The organism is Methylobacterium sp. J-076 (assembly GCF_022829405.1).
Classification (GTDB): Bacteria; Pseudomonadota; Alphaproteobacteria; order Rhizobiales; family Beijerinckiaceae; genus Methylobacterium.
In genome coordinates this window covers 127,424-145,136 of the sequence record NZ_JAKSXW010000090.1, presented here as the reverse complement: position 1 = coordinate 145,136, position 17,713 = coordinate 127,424, and the positions used below count along the sequence as shown (strand labels likewise).

Here is a 17,713-nt window from a genome sequence, read left to right as displayed (position 1 = left end):
GGGCGGGGCTCGTCCCGCCTACTCCGCCCGTCTCAGGCGGCTCGCGAAGAAGCCGTCGAGGCCGTGGGACGGCAGGGTGCGCAGGTCGCCGTCGCCGTCGATCAGCTCGCCCCGCCCGCCGACCTCCTCCGGGGTCACCGGCACCCGCGCGAAGTTCGCGTTGCGGGCGAGGAAGGCGGCGATCTGCGCCTCGCCCTCCTCGGGCTCCAGGGAGCAGGTGCAGTAGACCAGCCGGCCCCCCGGGCGCACCAGCGTGGCGGCCCGGTCGAGGAGGCGCCGCTGCAGGCCGGCGAGGCGGGCGATGTCGGCCTCGACCTTGGTCCAGGCGACGTCCGGGTGGCGGCGGATCGTGCCGGTGGCCGAGCAGGGGGCGTCGAGGAGCACCGCGTCGAACGGCGCGGCGGCGTAGGCCGTGGCGTCGGCCACCGCGATCTCGGCGGTGAGGCCGAGGCGCGACAGGTTCTCCCGCAGCCGCTCTAGGCGCGGCGCCGACCGGTCCAGGGCCGTCACCGCGGCGTCGCGGCTGGCGAGCTGCATCGTCTTGCCCCCCGGCGCGGCGCAGAGGTCGAGCACCCGCTCGCCCGGCGCCACCGCCAGGAGCCGCGCGGGGATCGCCGCCGCCGCATCCTGCACCCACCACGCCGCCTCCCCGAAGCCCGGCAGGGCGGGGATCGCCGCGCCGTCCGGCGGCAGGCGCAACGAGCCGGTCGGCAGGCGCGTCGCGCCGAGGCGCTCGGCCCAGGTCTTCGCCTCGTCCTCCCGGCGCAGGGTCAGGTCGATGGCCGCGCCGGTGAGGTGCGCGCGGGCGATGGCGGCCGCCGTCTCCGGCCCGTAGGCCGCCCCCCAGCGCCGGGCGAGCCATTCGGGCGTGTTGTCGGCCAGCGGGTCCGCCCCGGCGAGGATCGCCTCGCGCTCCCGCGCCACCCGGCGCAGGACGGCGTTCACCACCCCCGCGAAGCCGGCCGTGCGCGGGTCGGCCTTGGCGAGGCGCACGGCGAGGTCCACGGCGGCGTGGTCCGGCACGGCGAGGTCGAGGATCTGCGCGCAGCCCGTGGCGAGGAGCGACAGCAGGCGCGGCTTGGCCACGGGCAGGCCCTTGGCGAGCCGCTCGGCCAGGACCCGGCGGATCTGGCCCAGGCGGCGGAAGGTCGCCACCGCGATGGCCCGGGCCAGGGCCGCGTCGCCCGATTCGAGCCCTTCGGCCCGGATCGCCGCGCCGAGCGCCTCGTCGAGGGCCGGCGGCCGGTCCTGCCCGATCAGGTCGGCCACCGCCTGCGCCGCCGCCCGGCGGGTGGCGAGGCCGGCCACGTCCTCACCCGCGCCCTGGCCGGTGTCGATGTCATCCGCCGCGTTGCGGACCTTGTCCCGAGATGCCACGTGTCGTCACAATCCCTGTCGATCAGGACACGCCCTCACACCCGAGCGAGCCCGATGCAAGACCGCACCGACGATTCCGTCCCCGCAGGGGCGTCGCGCCGCCCCCTCAGCCCCGCCGCCGAGCGCGCCCTGGCCGAGGCGGCCGAGCGCCGCGCCGCCATCGACGCCCGCGCCGCCGCGATCCAGGCCAGCCCCGAACGCCAGGGCCGGGGGGGGCTGGAGCCGGTGCGCTACGAGGACTGGGAGGTGAAGGGGCTGGCCGTCGACTTCTGACGGCGTTCGCCAGCCCCGGCGCCGTCGCCGCGGGAGGAAGGGCGGGGTGGTGGGCCACCCCGATGGCGCGGCCCGTTTCCCGCCCGGCCCCGTCGGCCCCTCGCCGGAAGGCGGAACAGGCCTTCCCCCAACCCGTTGCCCCGCCATTCACGGAGGTTGGCGATGGCGACGAAGGTTTCGGCGAAGCAGGCGGTCGAGGGTCCGCACGGGGAGATCGGCCTCGCCAAGGGCGAGCGGATCGGCATGCGGATGTGGCGCAACGAGGAGCCGAACTCCGACAAGCCGGCGACCCGGTCCGAGCATGAGACGGTGGGCTACGTGGTGAGCGGGCGGGCGGAGCTCGTCGTGGCGGGCGAGACGGTGACGCTGGCCCCCGGCGATTCCTACCTCGTCCCCGCTGGGGCCGAGCACACCTACCGCATCCTGGAGACCTTCACCGCGGTGGAGGCGACGTCGCCCCCGGCGAAGTAGGATCTCCTCACGCGAAGCGCCGCGCCCCGGCGACGCACAGCACCACCACGGCGCTGGCGGCGAACATCGTCCCCGAGACGGGTTCGCCGACCAGCAGCGCCGCGAGGGCGAGGCCGAGGAAGGGCTGGAGCAGCTGCAACTGCCCGACCCCGGCGATGCTGCCGAGCGCCAGCCCCCGGTACCAGAACAGAAACCCGATCAGCATGCTGAAGACGGAGACGTAGGCCAGCCCGCCCCAGGCCCCCGGGCCGACGCCGTCCCATCGCTCGGGCCACGTGGCGAGGGCGAGGGGCGCCATGGCGGGCAGCGCCAGCAGCAGCGCCCAGGAGATCACCTGCCAGCCGCCGAGCCGCCGCGACAGGGCGGCGCCCTCCGCGTAGCCGAGGCCGCAGAGCAGGATCGCCCCGAGCATCAGCAGGCTCGGGCCCGCCCCCGCCGCCCCGCCCTGCCCCAGGGCGAAGCCCGCCACCGCGGCGCTGCCGAGGAGCGAGAACAGCCAGAAGGCCGGGCGCGGCCTCTCGCCGCCCCGCAGCACCCCGAACAGGGCCGTGGCCAGGGGCAGCATGCCGACGAAGACGACGGACTGCGCCGCAGCGATCTGGCGCAGGGCCAGAGCCGTTAGCTGGGGGAAGCCGACCACCACCCCGAGCGACACGAGGGCCAGGGCGGCGAGGTCGCCCCGCGCCGGGCGCTTCTCCCGCAGGGCCCAGAGCAGCAGCCCGCCGAGGGAGGCGGCGATCACCGCCCGCGCCGCCGTCAGGAACAACGGCGCGAAGCCCGCCACGGCGAGGCGGGTCGCCGGCAGCGCCCCGCTGAAGATGAGGACGCCGAGGAGCCCGCTCCCCCACCCTGCCGTCGTCCGCCGCATGATCCGCCCGCCTCCGCCCCCATGGGCTTAGGCAAGGGGCCGTGGGGGCGACACGGACGCAGGCGGAAGCCGGCGCCGAACTGTACCGCCCCGCCGGCCCGGACGGATCGGGCGGCTCAATGGGTCATGTAGACCGGCGTGCCGACATCGACCCGCTCGTACAGGTCGACCACGTCCTGATTGTACATGCGGATGCAGCCGTAGGACGCCCAGGTGCCGATGGAGCTCGGGCGGTTGGTGCCGTGGATCGCGTACTGGCCGCCGGCCAGGGTCATGGCGGCGGCGCCCATCGGGTTGTGCGGCGAGCCTCCGGCGATGACGTTCGGCAGGCGCGGGTTGTCGCGCTTCACCTCCCACGGGGGTGACCAGGCCGGGGCGACGTACTTCCCGTCGATCGTCGCCGTGCCGAACCATTGCTTGCCCGGCTTGCCCACCGCCACGGGGTAGCGGATCGCCGTCCCGTCGCCGTTCACGAGGTAGAGCTTGCGCTGGGAGACGCTGATCACCACCGTCCCCGCCGCGCCCTCGCCGAACGGGACCACCTCCCGGGCCGAGGCCGCCCCCGCGGCCAGGGTGGCGGCCAACCCGACTGCAATCGATACGCGACGAGACATCCCGGCGACTCCGCAAGCGTGAGCATATGCGGCGCATCAATCCACGGTCGCTGCCGCCGTTCCAGCGAAAGCTATGGTTGATCGGTGGAGGACCACTGAAACCCAAGATGAGGGTAAAGGAGATCAGTGAATCGGGTGCGGAGATGGTGTGAACGACGCGTTCACGACTCTTGCCCGACCCTCGCCCGACCCACCCAAGACTGGCGCCGGCCCCGCCGGTCCATCGCCGTCCTCGCGCGCGCAGCGACGCAATCGGGTGCCGCGGACGCCGCGGATCCCCGCATCGGTTCGCCTCGTCGGCATGATTGGGGCGGCGCGGCTACCGCTCGTAGAGTTCGGCCCCCCTCCGATCCTCCGGCTGCCAGCCATGGCGCTCCAGCTCCGGATCGGGGTGCTCCTCCTGCGGCAGGCCGAGGCAGAGATACGCCACGAGCCGCCAGGATTGCGGCACCGCCAGGATCTCCGTCACCGCGGCGGGATCGAGGATCGAGACCCAGCCGACGCCGATCCCCCGCGCCCGGGCGGCGAGCCACAGGCACTGCACCGCGCCGACCACCGAATAGGCCAGGGTCTCCGGCATCGTCGCCCGGCCGAGGCCGAGCCCGGCCGCGGTGTCCCCATCGCAGAAGGCGGCGAGATGGACCGGCGCCTCCTTCAGCCCCGCCAGCTTCAGCGCCCGGTAGCGCGCGGCCCGCTCGCCCGCGTAGGCCGCCGCCGCCTGCGCGTTGCAGCGGGCGAAGCTGGCGACCACCGCGTCCCGCCTCGCGGGATCGGAGATCCGCACGAACCGCCACGGGCGGCTGTTGCCGACGGAGGGCGCCCGGTGCGCCGCCGCGAGGCAGGCCCGCAGGGCGTCCTCGTCCAGGGGGGTGGTGCGGAAGCGGCGCACGTCCCGGCGCCACGCGAACAGCGCGTCGAGCCGTGCTGCGAAGGCGTCGTCGAAGTCGGGCGGGTCCATGGTCACGCCAGGACATAGCCGGTCGGGCCCCCCCAGCGCAAAAGCCAAAAAGAAGGCCGCCCGGGAAGGACGGCCTTCAAGTCTCTTGGGTCTCGAAACCTCGGAGTGCCGGCTCAGGCAAGGTCGGACGGGGGCCGAGGCTGGGGAGCACGGGTTCGGCCGCCGGCCGGGCAAGACCCGGCGAGGTTCGATGCCTGTTGTCGTGTTGCAACGCGGCCCCGGAAAGGCGCGAATAGGGCGAAAGCATGAAGTTTGTCGCTTGGATGTGTCTTGTCCATCACGCTCCCGTCATCGCCGGGGCGGATCGCGGCGGCGCCCCCGTCCTCCCCTTGCAGCCCGCTCCGGCGCGGACCATCATCCCGGCTAAGGGTTTCCCGCATGGGGCGCGCCGCTGGACGGGGCCGTCGCGGGGACCCTGCCACGCGCGCCAGGAGCGACGATGAGCGAATGGACAGGCGTCGGATCTCGGTCCGACGAATCGGCAGGACACGTCATCCCCTTCCCGTCCCGTGCCGAACCCCCGCAGGTCGCCTTCCAGCGCGACGAGCTGCGGGTGATCTTCAACCTCTACGGCCGTCAGGTCGCCGGGGGCGAGTGGCGGGACTACGCCCTGGACTTCCGCCGGGACAAGGCGGTGTTCTCGATCTACCGCCGGTCCTCCGAGATGCCGCTCTACCGTATCGAGAAGGATCCGAAGCTCGCCCGCCGCCAGGGGGCCTATGCGGTGATCGCCGCGGACGGGCGCGTGCTGAAACGCGGCACGGACCTCGCCCGGGTCATCAGCGTGCTGGAGCCCGGCCCGCGGGCGGTGTGAGGCGGGCTCAGGCGAGCCCCATCTCCCGCACCGTCGCGAGGGCCTGCGCCCGGACCGGCTCCGGCAGGGGCAGGATCGGGCGCGGCGGCACCGCCCGGCACAGGCCGAGGGATTCGGCGAGCCCGTAGGCGATCCGCAGGCTCGAATGGGCCTTGAACAGGTCCCAGAGGGGCGCCATCGCCGCATCGAGCCTGCGCGCCCGGGCGACGTCTCCCGCGCGCACGGCGCGCACGATCTCCAGGCAGGGGCGCGGGAACAGCCCGGCGGCGACGCCGTACCACGCCACTCCCCCGGCGATCAGCGCCTCGGTCGCGTTCCAGTCCCCGCTGAAACCCACCGGGAACCCCTCCGGCACGGCGGCCCGCAGGTCCGCGACGGTCTGGGCCGCCGCCTCGGGGGCCGGGCCGGGGCACTTCGCCGCGACGATCCCCGGCAACCGGGCGAGGCGCCCGATCAGCGCCGGGGTGAAGCGGAAATGGGTGGTGGCGGGGTTGTCGTAGATCACGAGGGGCAACCCGCCCTCCTCCGCCACGGCGGCGAAGTGGGCGACGACCTCCTCCTCGGTCAGCGGCGTGTACGAGACCGGAGCGAGCAGCCCCGCCGCCGCCCCCGCCGCCTTCGCCTCGCGGGCGAGGTGGACGGCCTCGTCGGTGCGCAGGGCGCCGACGCCGACCAGCAGCGGCACCCGCCCGGCCACCACCTCGGCGGCGACGGCGACGGCGCGGCGGCGCTCCTCCCGGGTCAGGTAGGCGTAGGTGCCGGTGCTGCCGAGCGGCCCGATCGAGTCGACCCCCTCCGCCACTAGGGGCGCGAGCAGGCGCCGCAGCCCGTCCTCATCGAGCCGCCCGGCGGCATCGCAGGGCGTGATCGGGAAGGCGGAGAGGCCGGTGAACGCGCTCATGCCGTGGCTCGGGGTGCGGGGATTCCGGAGGGCGAGCCCTCCGGTGGGGTCTCGGGGCAGCGCCCCGGGGTGCGGCAGGGTTCCACCCCGCCGCCGCCCCACGGCTCGCCCTTCGCGAGGACCCCCACGAAAAAGGCCCCGGCGGTCTCCCGCCGGGGCCTTCGCGTCCGGATCCGTCAGCGTCCCTCAGCGGCGGTCGCCGACCAGGGAGAGCAGGAACTGGAACATGTTGATGAAGTCGAGGTAGAGCGTCAGGGCGCCGTTCACCGACATCTTGGCCGCCATCTCACCGTCGAAGCCGCCGTAGAGATACATCTCCTTGAGCTTCTGGGTGTCGTAGGCGGTCAGGCCCGCGAAGATCAGCACGCCGAGCACCGAGATGGCGAACTGCATCGCCGAGGAGGCGAGGAAGATGTTCACCAGCGAGGCGATGATGATGCCGATGAGGCCCATCATCAGGAACGAGCCCATGCCCGACAGGCTGCGGCGCGTGGTGTAACCCCACAGGCTGAGGCCGCTGAAGGCCGCCGCCGTGATGAAGAACACCTGCACCACGCTCGCCCCCGTGAAGACGAGGAGGAGGGTGGACATCGACGCGCCCATCACCGCCGCGAAGCCGAAGAACATCGTCCGCGCCGAAGAGGCCGACATGCGGTCCATGCGGAACGAGAAGACGAAGATGAAGGCCAGCGGCGCGAGCATCAGCAGCCACTTGAGGGGGCTGGTGTAGAGCGCGACGCCGAAGGGCGTCAGCACCGGCCGCGTGCCCTGGTAGGCCGCGACGGACGCCATGTTGAGACCCAGCGCCACGAGGCCGGAGATCCCGAGCCCCACGATCATGTTGTTGTAGACGCCGAGCATGAAGGAACGCAGACCCTGGTCGACTTCGACCTGGGTCCCCGCATAGCCGGCCGGCTGCTGCTGCTGGCCGTATCGGAAGGGGCTGTTTTCGAAGGCCATGGGAGTATCCTCGCGGAGGCTCTCTCAGCGTGGTGTTTCGGGCGAGGCCCACGCAGGACCTCTGGCGCCGGCTGGCGCCTCGTCCCAGAATATGTTGCGGGACGCCCCCGCGCACAAGGCCCGGCCGAGGTTCACGGCGCGGTTTTCGGCGCCGCACGCCTGTAAATTTGTTCATGAAATCCGGGATTAAACTCGGTCCCCACGGGAACGACCGGACTTCCACTGGCAGGCGCGGCGGCGCGACTCCTATAACTCGCGCAGGTAGGGTGCCGGCTTCTGGCCGAGGATCCGCGCCGTGCCGGCAAGCCCGAGCACCACCGCCAGCAGCACCGCCGCGCCCGCGGCCAGCAGCGCCCCCGACAGGTCGAGCTCGAAGCCGAGGTGCATCACCTTGGCGACGATGACCCAGCCCGCGAGGCTCCCGGCGATCAGCCCGAAGACGGCGGTGGCGAGCCCCAGCGCCGCGTACTCGATGGCGTAGGCCGAGAGCAGCCGCCGCCGGCTCGCACCGAGCACTTTGAGCACCACGGCGTCGTAGAGCCGCGCCCGGTGGCCCGCCGCCACGGCGCCGCCGAGGACGAGGAGGCTCGCCAGGATCGCCACGCCGCTCGCCCCGCGGATCGCCAGGACGAGGCGCCCGACGAGATCGCCCACCGCGTCGAGGGCGTCCTTCACCCGCACGGAGGTGACGGAGGGGAACGCCTTGGCGACGCCCCGGAGGATGCGGTTCTCGGCGGCGGGGTCCGCCCCCCCCGGCAGGCTCAGGGTGGCGAGGTCCGAATGCGGCGCCCCGCGGAAGGTGCCCGGCGAGAACACCATCACGAAGTTGATGCCGAGGTTGCGCCACTCGACCTTGCGCAGGTTGAAGATCGTGGCGGTCACGTCCCGCCCGAGCACGTTGACGGTGACGCTGTCGCCCACCTTCAGGCCGAGCAGCCGGGCGAGGTCGCGCTCGAAGGAGACGAGGTGGCCGGCGCCCTCCCCCGCATCCCACCAGCGGCCCTCCTCCACCTTCGTGCCCTCCGGCACCGAATCGGCGTAGGTGATGCCCCGGTCGCCGTCGAGGACCCAGGCGGCGTCCTCCGGCGGGCGGATCTGGCGCACGGGCACGCCGTTCAGGGCGACGATGCGCCCGCGCATCATCGGCACGTCCTCGATCCGCCCGGCCGGGGCCTCGGCGCGGAGGTAGTCCCGGAACCGGCCGGCGTCCCGGGAGGGGATGTCGAGGAAGAACAGGTTCGGCGCCTTGGCCGGCAGGGTCGCGCTGATCGTGCGGCTGACGTTGGCGTCGATCAGGCTGAGCGCCACGAGGAGCGTCACCCCGAGGCCGAGGGAGAGCACGATGGTCGGCGTCAGGGCGCCGGGCCGGTGGAGGTTGGCGAGCGCCATCCGCGGCGCCGCCCCCTTCGGATGCGGCAGGCGCCGCGCCCCCGCCATCAGCCCGACGGCCACGAGGCGGAGGAGCGCGAAGGCGATCCCCGCCGCCGCGATGAAGATCAGCGCCACCCGCCGGTCGAAGGCCGTGGCCACCGAGAGCCCGACGAGGAGCGCCAGGGCGAGGGCGAGCCAGATCCGGTAGCGCCGCCGCGGCGCCACGCCGGACGGATCGACGGTGTCGCGGAACAGCCCCGAGACGGGGACGTCGTGGGCCCGGCCGAGGGGGGTGATCGCGAAGGCGAAGGCGGTGATGAGCCCGTAGGCCGCCGCGAGGGCCAGCTCGCCGGGGGCGACGGTCGGGTTGAGGGGAAGGGGCAGGCTGCCGGAGAACAGGGCGTCCACCAGGAAGGGCAGGCTCGCCCCCGCCGCGAGGCCGATCCCCGTGCCGAGCCCGGCGATCAGCATGACCTGCGTCAGGTACAGGGCGACCACGGTCGAGCCCGGCGCGCCGATGCTCTTGAGGGTGGCGATGGACCCGCGCTTGCGCTCCACGAAGGCGTGGACGGCGTTGGCCACCCCGACCCCGCCGACGATCAGCGCGGTGAGGCCGACCAGCGTCAGGAACTGGGTGAACCGCTCGATGCTCTGGGCGAAGCGCGGATCGGCATTGGCCCGGCTGCGGACCTGCCAGCCGGCCTCCGGGGCGGCCGTGCGCACCCGGGCCTCGGTGGCGTCGAGGTCGGCCCCGGGGGGCAGCTGCACCCGGTAGCTCCAGCGGCTCAGGCTGCCCGGCTGGACGAGGCCGGTCTCGCGCAGGGCCTCCTGCGACACCATCAGCCGCGGCCCGAAGCCGATGCCGCCGGCGATCTTGTCGGGCTCCGACTGGATCGTCCCGCGCAGGATGAGCGGGTGGCCGGCGAGGGTGATCCGGTCGCCGGGCTTGAGGTCCAGGCGGGTGAGGAGGGCCGGGTCGGCCAGCGCGCCGGGCACGCCGTCCTTGCCCGCCAGCAGGTCGGCGAGGGGGCTCGCCGGCTCGGTGACGAGCTCCCCCGCCGCCGGGTAGGTGGCGGGGTCGACGGCCTTCAGCTCCACCAGGGTCGCGTCGCCGCCCGGCGCCACGGCCATGGCGCGCAGCGAGCCGACGACGTCGAGCCCGCCCTCGCGGGCCAGCGCCGCCCGCTCGTCCCCGCTCGCCTCGCGGTTGATGAGGCTGTAGCTGAGGTCGCCGCCGATGATCCGCCGCCCCTCGCGCCCGAGCCCGTCCGACAGGGAGCGCGACACCGAGGCGATGCCCGCGATGGCCGCGACGCCCAGCGCGATGCAGGCGAGGAACACCCCGAAGCCGGAGAGCCCGCCGCGCAGTTCGCGCAGGGCGAGGCGCAGGACCAGGGGCCGGCGGGGGGCGGGACGGGGGCGGGTCAGGGTGCCGTGCATGTCTTTAAGTTCTCACCGGCGAAGGGGGCTCCCCTCCCGATAGGAGGCGTGTCGCGACCCCCACAGGCCCCACCGTCTCTGCTTCGCTGACGCTCGCAAAGACGGCGTGGGTTTCAAGCCTTGCCGTGAAGAGCGGGCGTTGCGGCGTCCGGTGGGGCCTCACGCCGCCACCGCCTCCTCGACCACGCCGGAGCGCAGCCGCACCGTCCGGTCGCAGAGGCGGGCGAGGCCGCTATCGTGGGTCACGAGGACGAGGGTCGCCCCCCGGTCGCGCTTGAGGCGGAACAGGAGGTCCACGATCTGCCGGCCGGTTGCCTCGTCGAGGTTGCCGGTGGGCTCGTCGGCCACGAGGATCGCCGGGTCCGGCGCCACGGCCCGGGCGATGGCGACGCGCTGCTGCTCGCCCCCCGAGAGCTGGGCCGGGTAATGGTGCAGCCGGTGCCCGAGGCCCACCGCCTCCAGCTCCGCGCGGGCGCGCTCCAGGGCGCCCGGCCGGTCGGCGAGCTCCAGGGGCAGCGCCACGTTCTCCAGGGCCGTCATGGTCGGCACGAGGTGGAAGGACTGGAAGACGATGCCGATCCGCCGGCCGCGGAAGCGGGCGAGCGCATCCTCGTCGAGCCCCACGAGGTCGGTGTCCTCCACCAGCACCCGCCCGGAATCGGGCCGTTCCAGGCCGGCCATCACCATGAGCAGCGTCGACTTGCCCGAGCCGGAGGGCCCGACGAGGCCCACGGCCTCGCCCCGGCCCACGGTGAGCGAGATCCCCCGCAGCACGTGGACCCTGGCGGGGCCGCGCCCGAGGCTGAGGTCGATCGCGTCGAGGGCGATCGCCGGGGAGTCCGCCGCGGTGGGGGACACCTTGCCGTCGGTCATGGCCGGTCCGATCTGTGGGCGATGACGAGCATGAGACGCACGGCTCCGCGCCGGGTTGGGTTGCGGCGCGATATGGGTGCCGCATTGCGGCTGCGCCATGACAGGCGACGTCGTTTCGCACTCCCCCCGCTGATTGGCCTGCTGATGAGCCTGATCTTCACCGCCCCGGCCGCCCTGGCCGCCCCCCGCCCGGTCAGGCTCGTGGCCTTCGGGGACAGCCTCACGGCGGGCTACCGCCTGCCCGCCGACGCCGCCTTCCCCGCCGTGCTGGAGCGGATGCTGAAGGCGAAGGGCCGGGACGTGCAGATCGCCAATGCCGGCGTCTCCGGCGACACGACGACGGGGGGGCTGGATCGGATCGACTGGTCGGTGCCGGACGGGACGGACGGGGTGATCCTCGAACTCGGCGCCAACGACATGCTGCGCGGGACCGACCCGGCCGTGACCCGGCGCACCCTCGCGGCGATCCTCGACGCGCTGAAGGCCCGGCACGTCCCGGTGCTGCTCGCCGGGATGCGGGCGGCGCCCAATCTCGGCCCGGACTACCGGGCGAAGTTCGACGCGATCTTCCCCGACCTCGCCCACCAGGACGGCCTGATCCTCTACCCGTTCTTCCTCGACGGGATCGTCGGCGATGCCGGCCAGCACCTCGATGACGGGCTGCACCCGAACGTGAAGGGCGTCGAGACCATCGCCGCGCGGATGCTGCCCACCGTCGAGCGGTTCCTCGACGGCCTGCCGCCCCGGGCGGACCGCTGATGCCGCGGCTGTTCACCGGGCTGGCCCTTCCGCCGGAGGTCGCGGCGGCGCTGTCCGCCCACCGGGGCGGACTGGCCGGGGCCCGGTGGATCGAGCCCCGGGACTACCACGTCACCCTGCGCTTCCTCGGGGATGTGGAGCGGACGGTCGCGGAGGATTTCCTCGACCTCCTCGGCGAGATGCGGCAGCGGGGGCCGCTCACCGTGACGCTGGACGGGCTCGGGGTGTTCGGCGGGGACAAGCCGCGGGCGCTCTACGCCGCGGTCCACCCGGGCCCGGACCTCCTCGACTTGCAGGCCGAGCAGGAACGCCTCGCCCGCCGGGCGGGCCTCGCCCCGGAGACGCGCCGGTTCACCCCGCATGTCACCCTGGCGCGCCTGCGCCGGGAGGCGAGCCCCGAGGCGGTGGCGATGGCCCTCTCGCAGGCCCCGGTCTCCCCGCCGCTGAGCTTCACCGCCGAGCGGGTGACGGTGTTTTCGGCCCGCGAATCGACCGGCGGCGGGCCGTATCTGGCGGAGGCCGAGGTGCCGTTCGCCTGACGGCGAGGCGCCGTCAGCTCGCCCTCAGGAAGGTCTCCATGCTGGCGCCGAGGCCCGCGGAGTGGCCGGCGAGGCGCTCGGAGATCTCCCGCACCGTCTCGGCGAACCGGCCCGTCGAGCCCGCCGCGGTGGAGACGCCGGAGATGTTCACCGTCATCTCCTGCGTCGAGGCCGCCTGCTGCTCCACGGCGCCCGCGATGGCCAGGGTGAGCCGCGACAGCTCCTCCACCGCGCCGGTGATCATGCCGATGGCCGACACGGCCTCGCCGGTGGCGGACTGGATGGCGTGGATCTGCTGGGTGATCTCGTCGGTGGCCCGGGCGGTCTGGCCGGCGAGCTCCTTCACCTCGGCCGCCACCACGGCGAAGCCGCGGCCCGCCTCCCCGGCCCGGGCCGCCTCGATGGTGGCGTTCAGGGCCAGCAGGTTGGTCTGGTCGGCGATCGACTTGATCATCGCGACGACCGAATCGACCTTGCCGGTCTTCTCGGCGAGCGCCCGCACGGTCATGTCGGTGGCCCCGGCCTGGTCGGCGATCTGGTTCGCCCGCTCCGAGACCCGGCCGACCTGGCCGGAGATCTCCTTGACGGTGCTCGACATCTCCTCCGAGCCGGCCGCGACGTTGGCGGCGAGGCTGCTCGCCTCGTCGGCGGAGTGGCCCAGCCCTTCGGCCGATCGCCGCATCTCCTCGATGGCCTGGCCGAGGGCATCGACCACCCGCGTCACCTCGCCGGCCATGGCGAGCTGCGCCGAGATGACCGACCACGTCAGCATCGGGCCGAGGTAGTTGCCCTCCGGATCCTTGATCGCCGAGACCTGCAGGTCGAGGGTTTCCGGCCCGACCTTGATCCGCGTCCGGTGCGGCAGGCGGCTCGCATCGGCCAGCATGGTGCGCTGGTGGTGCGGGTTCTTGTGGAAGACGTCGAAGGACCTTCCGATCATCTCCGAAGCCTTGATCGGCAGGTACTGCTCGATCGTCCCCAGCGTCTTGGTGGACGTCCGGTTCAGGTAGTTGATCTTGAAGTTGTCCTTCGGGTCGGCGGTCATCACCGCCACCGGCATGTCGTCGATCATGGTGAGGAGGCGGCTGACCTCGTTCTTCTTGGCGGTGATGTTCGCGGCGAACTTCACGACCTTGACCGGTTTGCCGGCCTGATCGAGACCGGGGTTGTAGGTGGCTTCCAGCCATACCCGCCGCTTGTCCTTGTCGAGGCGCATGAACTCGCCCGAGGCGAACTCGCCGGCCCGCAGCTTCGCCCAGAACTGCTCGTATTCGGGGCTGCGCGCGGCGTCCTCCTCGATGAAGATGCGATGGTGGCGCCCCTGGAGCTCCGCGAGTTCGTACCCCACGACGGACAGGAAGTTGGCATTGGCCGTCAGGATCGTCCCGTCCATGCCGAACTCGATGATCGCCAGCGAGCGATCGAGCGCTTCGATCGTGGACTGCGATTCGTTGTACTTCGATCGCCTGAACATCCGCGGGCGTTCCTCTCGATGGATGGATTGACTCTAATTAGGGGGAAAGTTTTAAAACTTTTTACTGCTGGTTGAGTGATCGACGACTGCACATCCGGGATTTGTGGACCGTTTCCGGTCACGGCGAGAACCCCCCGAAAACTGTGCCCGGCGATATCCGCGCAATCGACGGGCATGGCGGCGGCCCGGAAAGACTGTCGCGCTCCCTCACGCCTGCCGGGGTCGTGGGGGGGAAGGCGGCTCCGGCCGATGTTGCAACCTGGACGGGAACGGCCCTAGCCTCCGCCGGATACCCCATCGTCTGCCGCCCGGAGGTTCCCGTGGTCCGTTCCCTGCCGACCGCCGCCGCGTCACTCCTCGCCCTGGGCCTTCTCGGCGGCGGGGCCCTCGCCCAGGGCGTGGCGGCACCCCCGGCCGACGGGGCCGCCGCCACCTCGGCCGACGCCATCCTGCTCACGGTCTTCCTCCGGCACGATCAATCGCGCCCCCTCGCCGAGCTGAACCAGCAGCTCGCCCGCCAGGGGTTCTACAAGGCCTTCCCGCCTGCCGGCATGGAGGTGGTGTCGTGGAACGTGGTGATGGGGATCGGGCAGGTGATCGTCCTGCGCCTGCCGGCCTCGCGCCTGCGGGAGGTGAACCGGGTGCTCGAGGACACCGCCTGGGGGGCCTACCGGACGGAGTTCTACCCGACCTACGATTACCGGGCGATCGGCCTCTCCGAGCACGAGAAGGCCCGGTAGGCCGGGCCCGTCCGCTGCGGCGCACAACGCCGCCGCCGGGCGGGGGATGCGGCCAACGCAGGGCGGATATGGCGCCACCGCCCTCACCGCCGGACGGAGTTTGCCCCATGATGCTGCGACGCACCATGATGGGGATCGACCCCGCCGGAGGTTGCCTTGACCCTGCTCGCCAAGACCGTGCTCTCCACGACCGTCGTCCGCGGGATCGCCGCCTCCGCCCCGCGCCTCGCGCGCCGGATCGGCCGGGCCTTCGACCGCTCGGTGGCGGCGCGTTACGAGGAGCAGCGCGCCCAGGTCGAGCGCACCGGCTTCGGCGGGATGCTCTGAGCCCCCTCCCCCGCCCGCCCGGCCCGGCGGCGACGTAGTTTCGTCGCTTTCCCCCGGCATGCCGTGACGCGCCGGCCGCGTTCCGTCGGCGGCCTGGGGGCGGGACCGAGAGGGCGATGGCGATTGGCCTGACGACGAGCGTGCGGGACGGCGACCGGCTGAGCCCGCTCGAATCCTACCTGCACGTCCTCCACGCCCTGATGCTGCGCGACATGCGCACCCGCTTCGGGGGCACGCTGTGGGGCTACGCCGTGGTCGTGCTGTGGCCCTGCGTGCACATCTTCATGCTGATCGGGATCTACACCTTCCAGCATCTCCCCGCGCCCATCGGCAACAGCGCGCCGCTCTTCTTCGCCACCGGCGCCGTCCCCGTGCTGATCTTCCAGTACATCTCCCGGGAGGTGATGAAGGCGACCATCGTCAACAAGCCGTTGACCTACTATCCGCAGGTCAAGCTGTTCGATCTGATCCTCGCCCGGGTGCTGGTGGAGATCGTGACGGGGTTCCTCGGCCTGATCGTCGTCGTGAGCCTGCTCACCGCCCTGGGCACGGATCCCCGCCCGGCGGACAGCTTCATCGCGGTGACGGCGTATCTGGCGGCGATCCTGTTGGGCATCGGCGTCGGGGTGGTGAACGTCGCCATCGTGGGCTTCTTTCCCGGCTGGCTCGTGGGCTACGCGCTCTTCAACATCCTCATGTACGTCGCCAGCGGCGTCATGTTCATGCCGAGCTTCCTACCGGAAAAAATCTACTACTGGCTCAAGTTCAATCCGGCGCTCCAGCTCTGCGAATGGATGAGGCTGGGGTATTACCCCACATCGGGCCTGAAGATCGACTATCTCTACATCATCATGTTCGCCCTGACGTGCCTTTCGATGGGTCTGCTGATCCTCAAGCACATCGTCAGCAAGCGGAACTGAGGCGCCTCGGCGGGGTTCGTCCGCCGGCTTGCGCCGTGCGGGGGCGCCGGGAGGAACCGACCGGCGCGGATGCCGTTGGCGCCGTGTCCGGCGGATCCCCGCCAGGCACGGTGCGGCCCGAGGGGGCTGCCGGGAGCCCCCATGCGCCGGTCCGTTCCGATTCAGGATCTCCTCGCCGCGGCCATGCGCGACGGCGCGGGGCATATCGGCCAAGTCCTCACGCTGGCGCGGATCGAGACCGACGCCAACCTGCGGGCGTGGCTCCGGCTCGCGGGGATCCTCGGGACGATCCCGATCCTCCTGGTGGCGACGTTCTTCCTGGGCCTCGACGCCATCGTGAAGATGATCGCCGCGGTGAGCGGCGCCCCGCTGCTCTCCGCCCTGGTGGTCGCCGCGCCGTTCCTGATCGTCGCGCTGGTGCTCGCCCGCCTGGGCGCCAAGCGCATGGCCCTGTCGAACCTGGAGCCCTGGCGGACGTGGCGCGCCACGGGCCGGCCGTCCGGCCTCGCCCGCCTCCGGTCCCCGGCGTGAGCCCCCTCCCCGTTTCGCGGGGTCCCCGGGTGGCCCCGCGCCTGCGTCCCCGGGTGGCCCCGCGCCTGCGGGGCGCCGGGCGACCGGACTGGGCCGGTCAGCGCGCCGGGCGGATGCGCGTCACCGTCGCGGTGCGCAGGGCAGGCTCGCGCGAGACCGCGGCCCTGCCGCCGAGATGGAGGAAGCTGCGTTCGCCGGTGGCGGCCTCGGCCACGTGCTCGATCGCGTCGAGCAGCTCCGCCACGGGCCGGGCGCCCCCCGGGCGGAAACAGGCGAGCCCCGTGACACGGCGCGGTTCCATCCGCCCGGCCGCGAGCTGCGCCTCGCTCAGCATGTCGAAGTTCCGGCGTTTGGCCATGCCTCAGCTCCTCCCCCCGGAGCCTGGGTCCGTCATGGTTGACGAAAGGTTAACGAAGGCCTGGCGCCGGGCCCGCGGCTCCGTCCGGGGGGGGGCGGCATGACGAGCGCGGTCGTCGTCGGCGCGTCGGGCGGGATCGGTCGCGCCCTGGTGCGCCGGCTCGCCGAGCGCGGCGGCGCGGACGCGATCTTCGCCCTCTCGCGATCGGAGGCCGAGGGGCCCTCGCCGTCGGTCCCCGGGCGGATCGACGTGACCGACGAGGAGTCCGTCCGCGCGGCGGCGGAGCGGGTGGCCCGGGGGGGACCCGTCGGCCTCATCCTCGTGGCGAGCGGGCAGCTGCACGGCGCCGGCCTCGCGCCGGAGAAGGCGCTGAGGGCCCTCGACCCGGCGGCGATGGCGCATCTGTTCGCCGCCAACACGATCGGGCCGGCGCTGGTGGCCAAACACTTCGTGCCCCTGATGCCGCGGGCGGGCCGGAGCGTGTTCGCGGCCCTGTCCGCCCGGGTCGGCTCGATCGGCGACAACCGCCTGGGCGGCTGGTACAGCTACCGCGCCTCCAAGGCGGCGCTGAACCAGATCCTGCGCACGCTGGCGGTCGAGGTCCGCCGCACCCATCCGGAGGCCATCGTGGCGGGTCTTCACCCCGGCACCGTGCGGACGGCCCTGTCGCATCCGTTCCGGCCCGACGCCGACGCGCCCGGCACGTTCACACCCGACGAGGCGGCCGGCCACCTGCTCACCGTCCTCGACGGCCTGACCCCGGCCGAGAGCGGCGGCGTCTTCGCGTGGGACGGCCGACCCGTCCCCCCCTAGCGCCCACCCATGGAGAAGGCTTGCCACGGCGAGGGCAGCCGTCTAGGACGGCGCGGTCCTTGGGGCGTCGCCAAGTGGTAAGGCAGCGGTTTTTGGTACCGCCATTCCCAGGTTCGAATCCTGGCGCCCCAGCCAAGCCTCCGTTAAGTCATTGATCTGATTGCATTCGGCTCTCGGCCGCTTCAGCGGCCATGCCGATTGTACGCGGAGCTGTTGCACGCGCTTGTCCACAGGGGCAGGCCGTTGACGATTTGTTCTAACGTGTTCCGCCGCGGGGCGGTATACTGGTGGCGAAGGCGATTCCGTTGCGATGAGCGGACGCGACCCTCTGG

At 72.8% G+C, this 17,713-nt stretch carries 20 protein-coding genes and 1 tRNA gene; 11 read left to right on the top strand and 10 right to left on the bottom strand.

Features of this window, described 5'->3' with window-relative positions; all coding sequences use genetic code 11:
• Nucleotides 1-18 precede the first annotated feature (18 nt).
• Nucleotides 19-1,269, bottom strand: coding sequence for an RsmB/NOP family class I SAM-dependent RNA methyltransferase (locus MKK53_RS08335; RefSeq protein ID WP_243928304.1), 1,251 nt, complete (start codon nt 1,267-1,269; stop codon nt 19-21).
• Between the two features lie 162 nt (nt 1,270-1,431).
• On the opposite strand from MKK53_RS08335, the gene MKK53_RS08330 reads away from it, so the two are divergent.
• Both MKK53_RS08330 and MKK53_RS08325 read left to right on the top strand, forming a co-directional pair.
• Nucleotides 1,432-1,650: a DUF1674 domain-containing protein gene (locus MKK53_RS08330; protein WP_243928226.1), complete on the top strand. Its 219-nt coding sequence runs from the start codon at nt 1,432-1,434 to the stop codon at nt 1,648-1,650.
• Nucleotides 1,651-1,812: 162 nt separating this feature from the next.
• Complete coding sequence (locus MKK53_RS08325) at nt 1,813-2,121, top strand: cupin domain-containing protein (protein ID WP_243928225.1); 309 nt, start codon at nt 1,813-1,815, stop codon at nt 2,119-2,121.
• A gap of 7 nt (nt 2,122-2,128) precedes the next feature.
• Here MKK53_RS08325 and MKK53_RS08320 read toward each other — a convergent pair whose 3' ends face one another.
• The 3 genes from MKK53_RS08320 to bluB form a co-directional block, all read right to left on the bottom strand.
• Entirely contained in the window at nt 2,129-2,989 is an 861-nt protein-coding gene (locus tag MKK53_RS08320) for a DMT family transporter (protein WP_243928224.1), read from the bottom strand.
• Between the two features lie 116 nt (nt 2,990-3,105).
• Nucleotides 3,106-3,603 carry a L,D-transpeptidase gene (locus MKK53_RS08315; protein ID WP_243928223.1) on the bottom strand — a complete coding sequence of 166 codons (498 nt, stop codon included), beginning with the start codon at nt 3,601-3,603 and terminating at the stop codon, nt 3,106-3,108.
• Between the two features lie 319 nt (nt 3,604-3,922).
• Entirely contained in the window at nt 3,923-4,561 is a 639-nt protein-coding gene (gene bluB / locus MKK53_RS08310) for a 5,6-dimethylbenzimidazole synthase (RefSeq protein WP_243928222.1), read from the bottom strand.
• Between the two features lie 439 nt (nt 4,562-5,000).
• On the opposite strand from bluB, the gene MKK53_RS08305 reads away from it, so the two are divergent.
• The gene (locus MKK53_RS08305; protein ID WP_243928221.1) at nt 5,001-5,375 is read left to right on the top strand and encodes a DUF2794 domain-containing protein; all 375 of its coding nucleotides are present in this window, start codon (nt 5,001-5,003) and stop codon (nt 5,373-5,375) included.
• A 7-nt stretch (nt 5,376-5,382) separates the two neighbouring features.
• On the opposite strand, the gene MKK53_RS08300 is transcribed toward MKK53_RS08305, so the two are convergent.
• The 4 genes from MKK53_RS08300 to MKK53_RS08285 all read right to left on the bottom strand — a co-directional run bounded on the left by MKK53_RS08300 (nt 5,383) and on the right by MKK53_RS08285 (nt 10,920).
• Nucleotides 5,383-6,276 (bottom strand): dihydrodipicolinate synthase family protein, encoded by an 894-nt coding sequence (locus tag MKK53_RS08300; RefSeq protein WP_243928220.1) that lies wholly within the window; start codon nt 6,274-6,276, stop codon nt 5,383-5,385.
• A 186-nt stretch (nt 6,277-6,462) separates the two neighbouring features.
• Nucleotides 6,463-7,236: a Bax inhibitor-1/YccA family protein gene (locus MKK53_RS08295; protein WP_243928219.1), complete on the bottom strand. Its 774-nt coding sequence runs from the start codon at nt 7,234-7,236 to the stop codon at nt 6,463-6,465.
• A gap of 246 nt (nt 7,237-7,482) precedes the next feature.
• The gene (locus tag MKK53_RS08290; protein WP_243928218.1) at nt 7,483-10,047 is read right to left on the bottom strand and encodes an ABC transporter permease; all 2,565 of its coding nucleotides are present in this window, start codon (nt 10,045-10,047) and stop codon (nt 7,483-7,485) included.
• Nucleotides 10,048-10,206: 159 nt separating this feature from the next.
• Entirely contained in the window at nt 10,207-10,920 is a 714-nt protein-coding gene (locus MKK53_RS08285) for an ABC transporter ATP-binding protein (protein WP_243928217.1), read from the bottom strand.
• Between the two features lie 144 nt (nt 10,921-11,064).
• On the opposite strand from MKK53_RS08285, the gene MKK53_RS08280 reads away from it, so the two are divergent.
• Together MKK53_RS08280 and thpR are read left to right on the top strand one after the other, a co-directional pair.
• Complete coding sequence (locus MKK53_RS08280) at nt 11,065-11,679, top strand: arylesterase (protein WP_243928216.1); 615 nt, start codon at nt 11,065-11,067, stop codon at nt 11,677-11,679.
• The gene (gene thpR, locus MKK53_RS08275) at nt 11,679-12,218 is read left to right on the top strand and encodes an RNA 2',3'-cyclic phosphodiesterase (protein ID WP_243928215.1); all 540 of its coding nucleotides are present in this window, start codon (nt 11,679-11,681) and stop codon (nt 12,216-12,218) included. Before MKK53_RS08280 ends, thpR begins: the two co-directional genes overlap by 1 nt.
• A gap of 13 nt (nt 12,219-12,231) precedes the next feature.
• Here the strand turns inward: thpR and MKK53_RS08270 are convergent, their stop codons facing one another.
• Complete coding sequence (locus tag MKK53_RS08270) at nt 12,232-13,692, bottom strand: methyl-accepting chemotaxis protein (RefSeq protein WP_243928214.1); 1,461 nt, start codon at nt 13,690-13,692, stop codon at nt 12,232-12,234.
• 320 nt (nt 13,693-14,012) lie between these two features.
• Here MKK53_RS08270 and MKK53_RS08265 point away from each other — a divergent pair, with 320 nt between their 5' ends.
• The 4 genes from MKK53_RS08265 to MKK53_RS08250 all read left to right on the top strand — a co-directional run bounded on the left by MKK53_RS08265 (nt 14,013) and on the right by MKK53_RS08250 (nt 16,210).
• Entirely contained in the window at nt 14,013-14,432 is a 420-nt protein-coding gene (locus tag MKK53_RS08265) for a hypothetical protein (RefSeq protein ID WP_409564292.1), read from the top strand.
• A gap of 156 nt (nt 14,433-14,588) precedes the next feature.
• Nucleotides 14,589-14,759, top strand: a complete 171-nt coding sequence (locus MKK53_RS08260; RefSeq protein ID WP_243928213.1) for a hypothetical protein — start codon at nt 14,589-14,591, stop codon at nt 14,757-14,759.
• Nucleotides 14,760-14,875: 116 nt separating this feature from the next.
• A complete protein-coding gene (locus MKK53_RS08255) occupies nt 14,876-15,679 on the top strand; it encodes an ABC transporter permease (protein ID WP_243928212.1) in 804 nt (267 codons plus the stop codon).
• Between the two features lie 141 nt (nt 15,680-15,820).
• Nucleotides 15,821-16,210, top strand: coding sequence for a phage holin family protein (locus MKK53_RS08250; protein WP_243928211.1), 390 nt, complete (start codon nt 15,821-15,823; stop codon nt 16,208-16,210).
• 97 nt (nt 16,211-16,307) lie between these two features.
• Here MKK53_RS08250 and MKK53_RS08245 read toward each other — a convergent pair whose 3' ends face one another.
• Complete coding sequence (locus tag MKK53_RS08245) at nt 16,308-16,568, bottom strand: hypothetical protein (RefSeq protein WP_243928210.1); 261 nt, start codon at nt 16,566-16,568, stop codon at nt 16,308-16,310.
• A gap of 99 nt (nt 16,569-16,667) precedes the next feature.
• Between MKK53_RS08245 and MKK53_RS08240 the strand changes: the two genes are divergently transcribed.
• Nucleotides 16,668-17,381: an SDR family NAD(P)-dependent oxidoreductase gene (locus MKK53_RS08240; RefSeq protein ID WP_243928209.1), complete on the top strand. Its 714-nt coding sequence runs from the start codon at nt 16,668-16,670 to the stop codon at nt 17,379-17,381.
• A gap of 60 nt (nt 17,382-17,441) precedes the next feature.
• Nucleotides 17,442-17,516: transfer RNA gene (locus tag MKK53_RS08235), tRNA-Gln, on the top strand.
• Nucleotides 17,517-17,713: the final 197 nt, after the last annotated feature.

Excerpts from the sequence above, each read along its gene's own strand:
- MKK53_RS08330 (WP_243928226.1), top strand. The coding sequence starts at position 1,432 with ATGCAAGACCGCACCGACGATTCCGTCCCCGCAGGGGCGTCGCGCCGC.
- MKK53_RS08325 (WP_243928225.1), top strand. The coding sequence starts at position 1,813 with ATGGCGACGAAGGTTTCGGCGAAGCAGGCGGTCGAGGGTCCGCACGGG.
- MKK53_RS08320 (WP_243928224.1), bottom strand. The coding sequence starts at position 2,989 with ATGCGGCGGACGACGGCAGGGTGGGGGAGCGGGCTCCTCGGCGTCCTC.
- MKK53_RS08315 (WP_243928223.1), bottom strand. The coding sequence starts at position 3,603 with ATGTCTCGTCGCGTATCGATTGCAGTCGGGTTGGCCGCCACCCTGGCC.
- bluB (WP_243928222.1), bottom strand. The coding sequence starts at position 4,561 with ATGGACCCGCCCGACTTCGACGACGCCTTCGCAGCACGGCTCGACGCG.
- MKK53_RS08305 (WP_243928221.1), top strand. The coding sequence starts at position 5,001 with ATGAGCGAATGGACAGGCGTCGGATCTCGGTCCGACGAATCGGCAGGA.
- MKK53_RS08300 (WP_243928220.1), bottom strand. The coding sequence starts at position 6,276 with ATGAGCGCGTTCACCGGCCTCTCCGCCTTCCCGATCACGCCCTGCGAT.
- MKK53_RS08295 (WP_243928219.1), bottom strand. The coding sequence starts at position 7,236 with ATGGCCTTCGAAAACAGCCCCTTCCGATACGGCCAGCAGCAGCAGCCG.
- MKK53_RS08290 (WP_243928218.1), bottom strand. The coding sequence starts at position 10,047 with ATGCACGGCACCCTGACCCGCCCCCGTCCCGCCCCCCGCCGGCCCCTG.
- MKK53_RS08285 (WP_243928217.1), bottom strand. The coding sequence starts at position 10,920 with ATGACCGACGGCAAGGTGTCCCCCACCGCGGCGGACTCCCCGGCGATC.
- MKK53_RS08280 (WP_243928216.1), top strand. The coding sequence starts at position 11,065 with ATGAGCCTGATCTTCACCGCCCCGGCCGCCCTGGCCGCCCCCCGCCCG.
- thpR (WP_243928215.1), top strand. The coding sequence starts at position 11,679 with ATGCCGCGGCTGTTCACCGGGCTGGCCCTTCCGCCGGAGGTCGCGGCG.
- MKK53_RS08270 (WP_243928214.1), bottom strand. The coding sequence starts at position 13,692 with ATGTTCAGGCGATCGAAGTACAACGAATCGCAGTCCACGATCGAAGCG.
- MKK53_RS08255 (WP_243928212.1), top strand. The coding sequence starts at position 14,876 with ATGGCGATTGGCCTGACGACGAGCGTGCGGGACGGCGACCGGCTGAGC.
- MKK53_RS08250 (WP_243928211.1), top strand. The coding sequence starts at position 15,821 with ATGCGCCGGTCCGTTCCGATTCAGGATCTCCTCGCCGCGGCCATGCGC.
- MKK53_RS08245 (WP_243928210.1), bottom strand. The coding sequence starts at position 16,568 with ATGGCCAAACGCCGGAACTTCGACATGCTGAGCGAGGCGCAGCTCGCG.
- MKK53_RS08240 (WP_243928209.1), top strand. The coding sequence starts at position 16,668 with ATGACGAGCGCGGTCGTCGTCGGCGCGTCGGGCGGGATCGGTCGCGCC.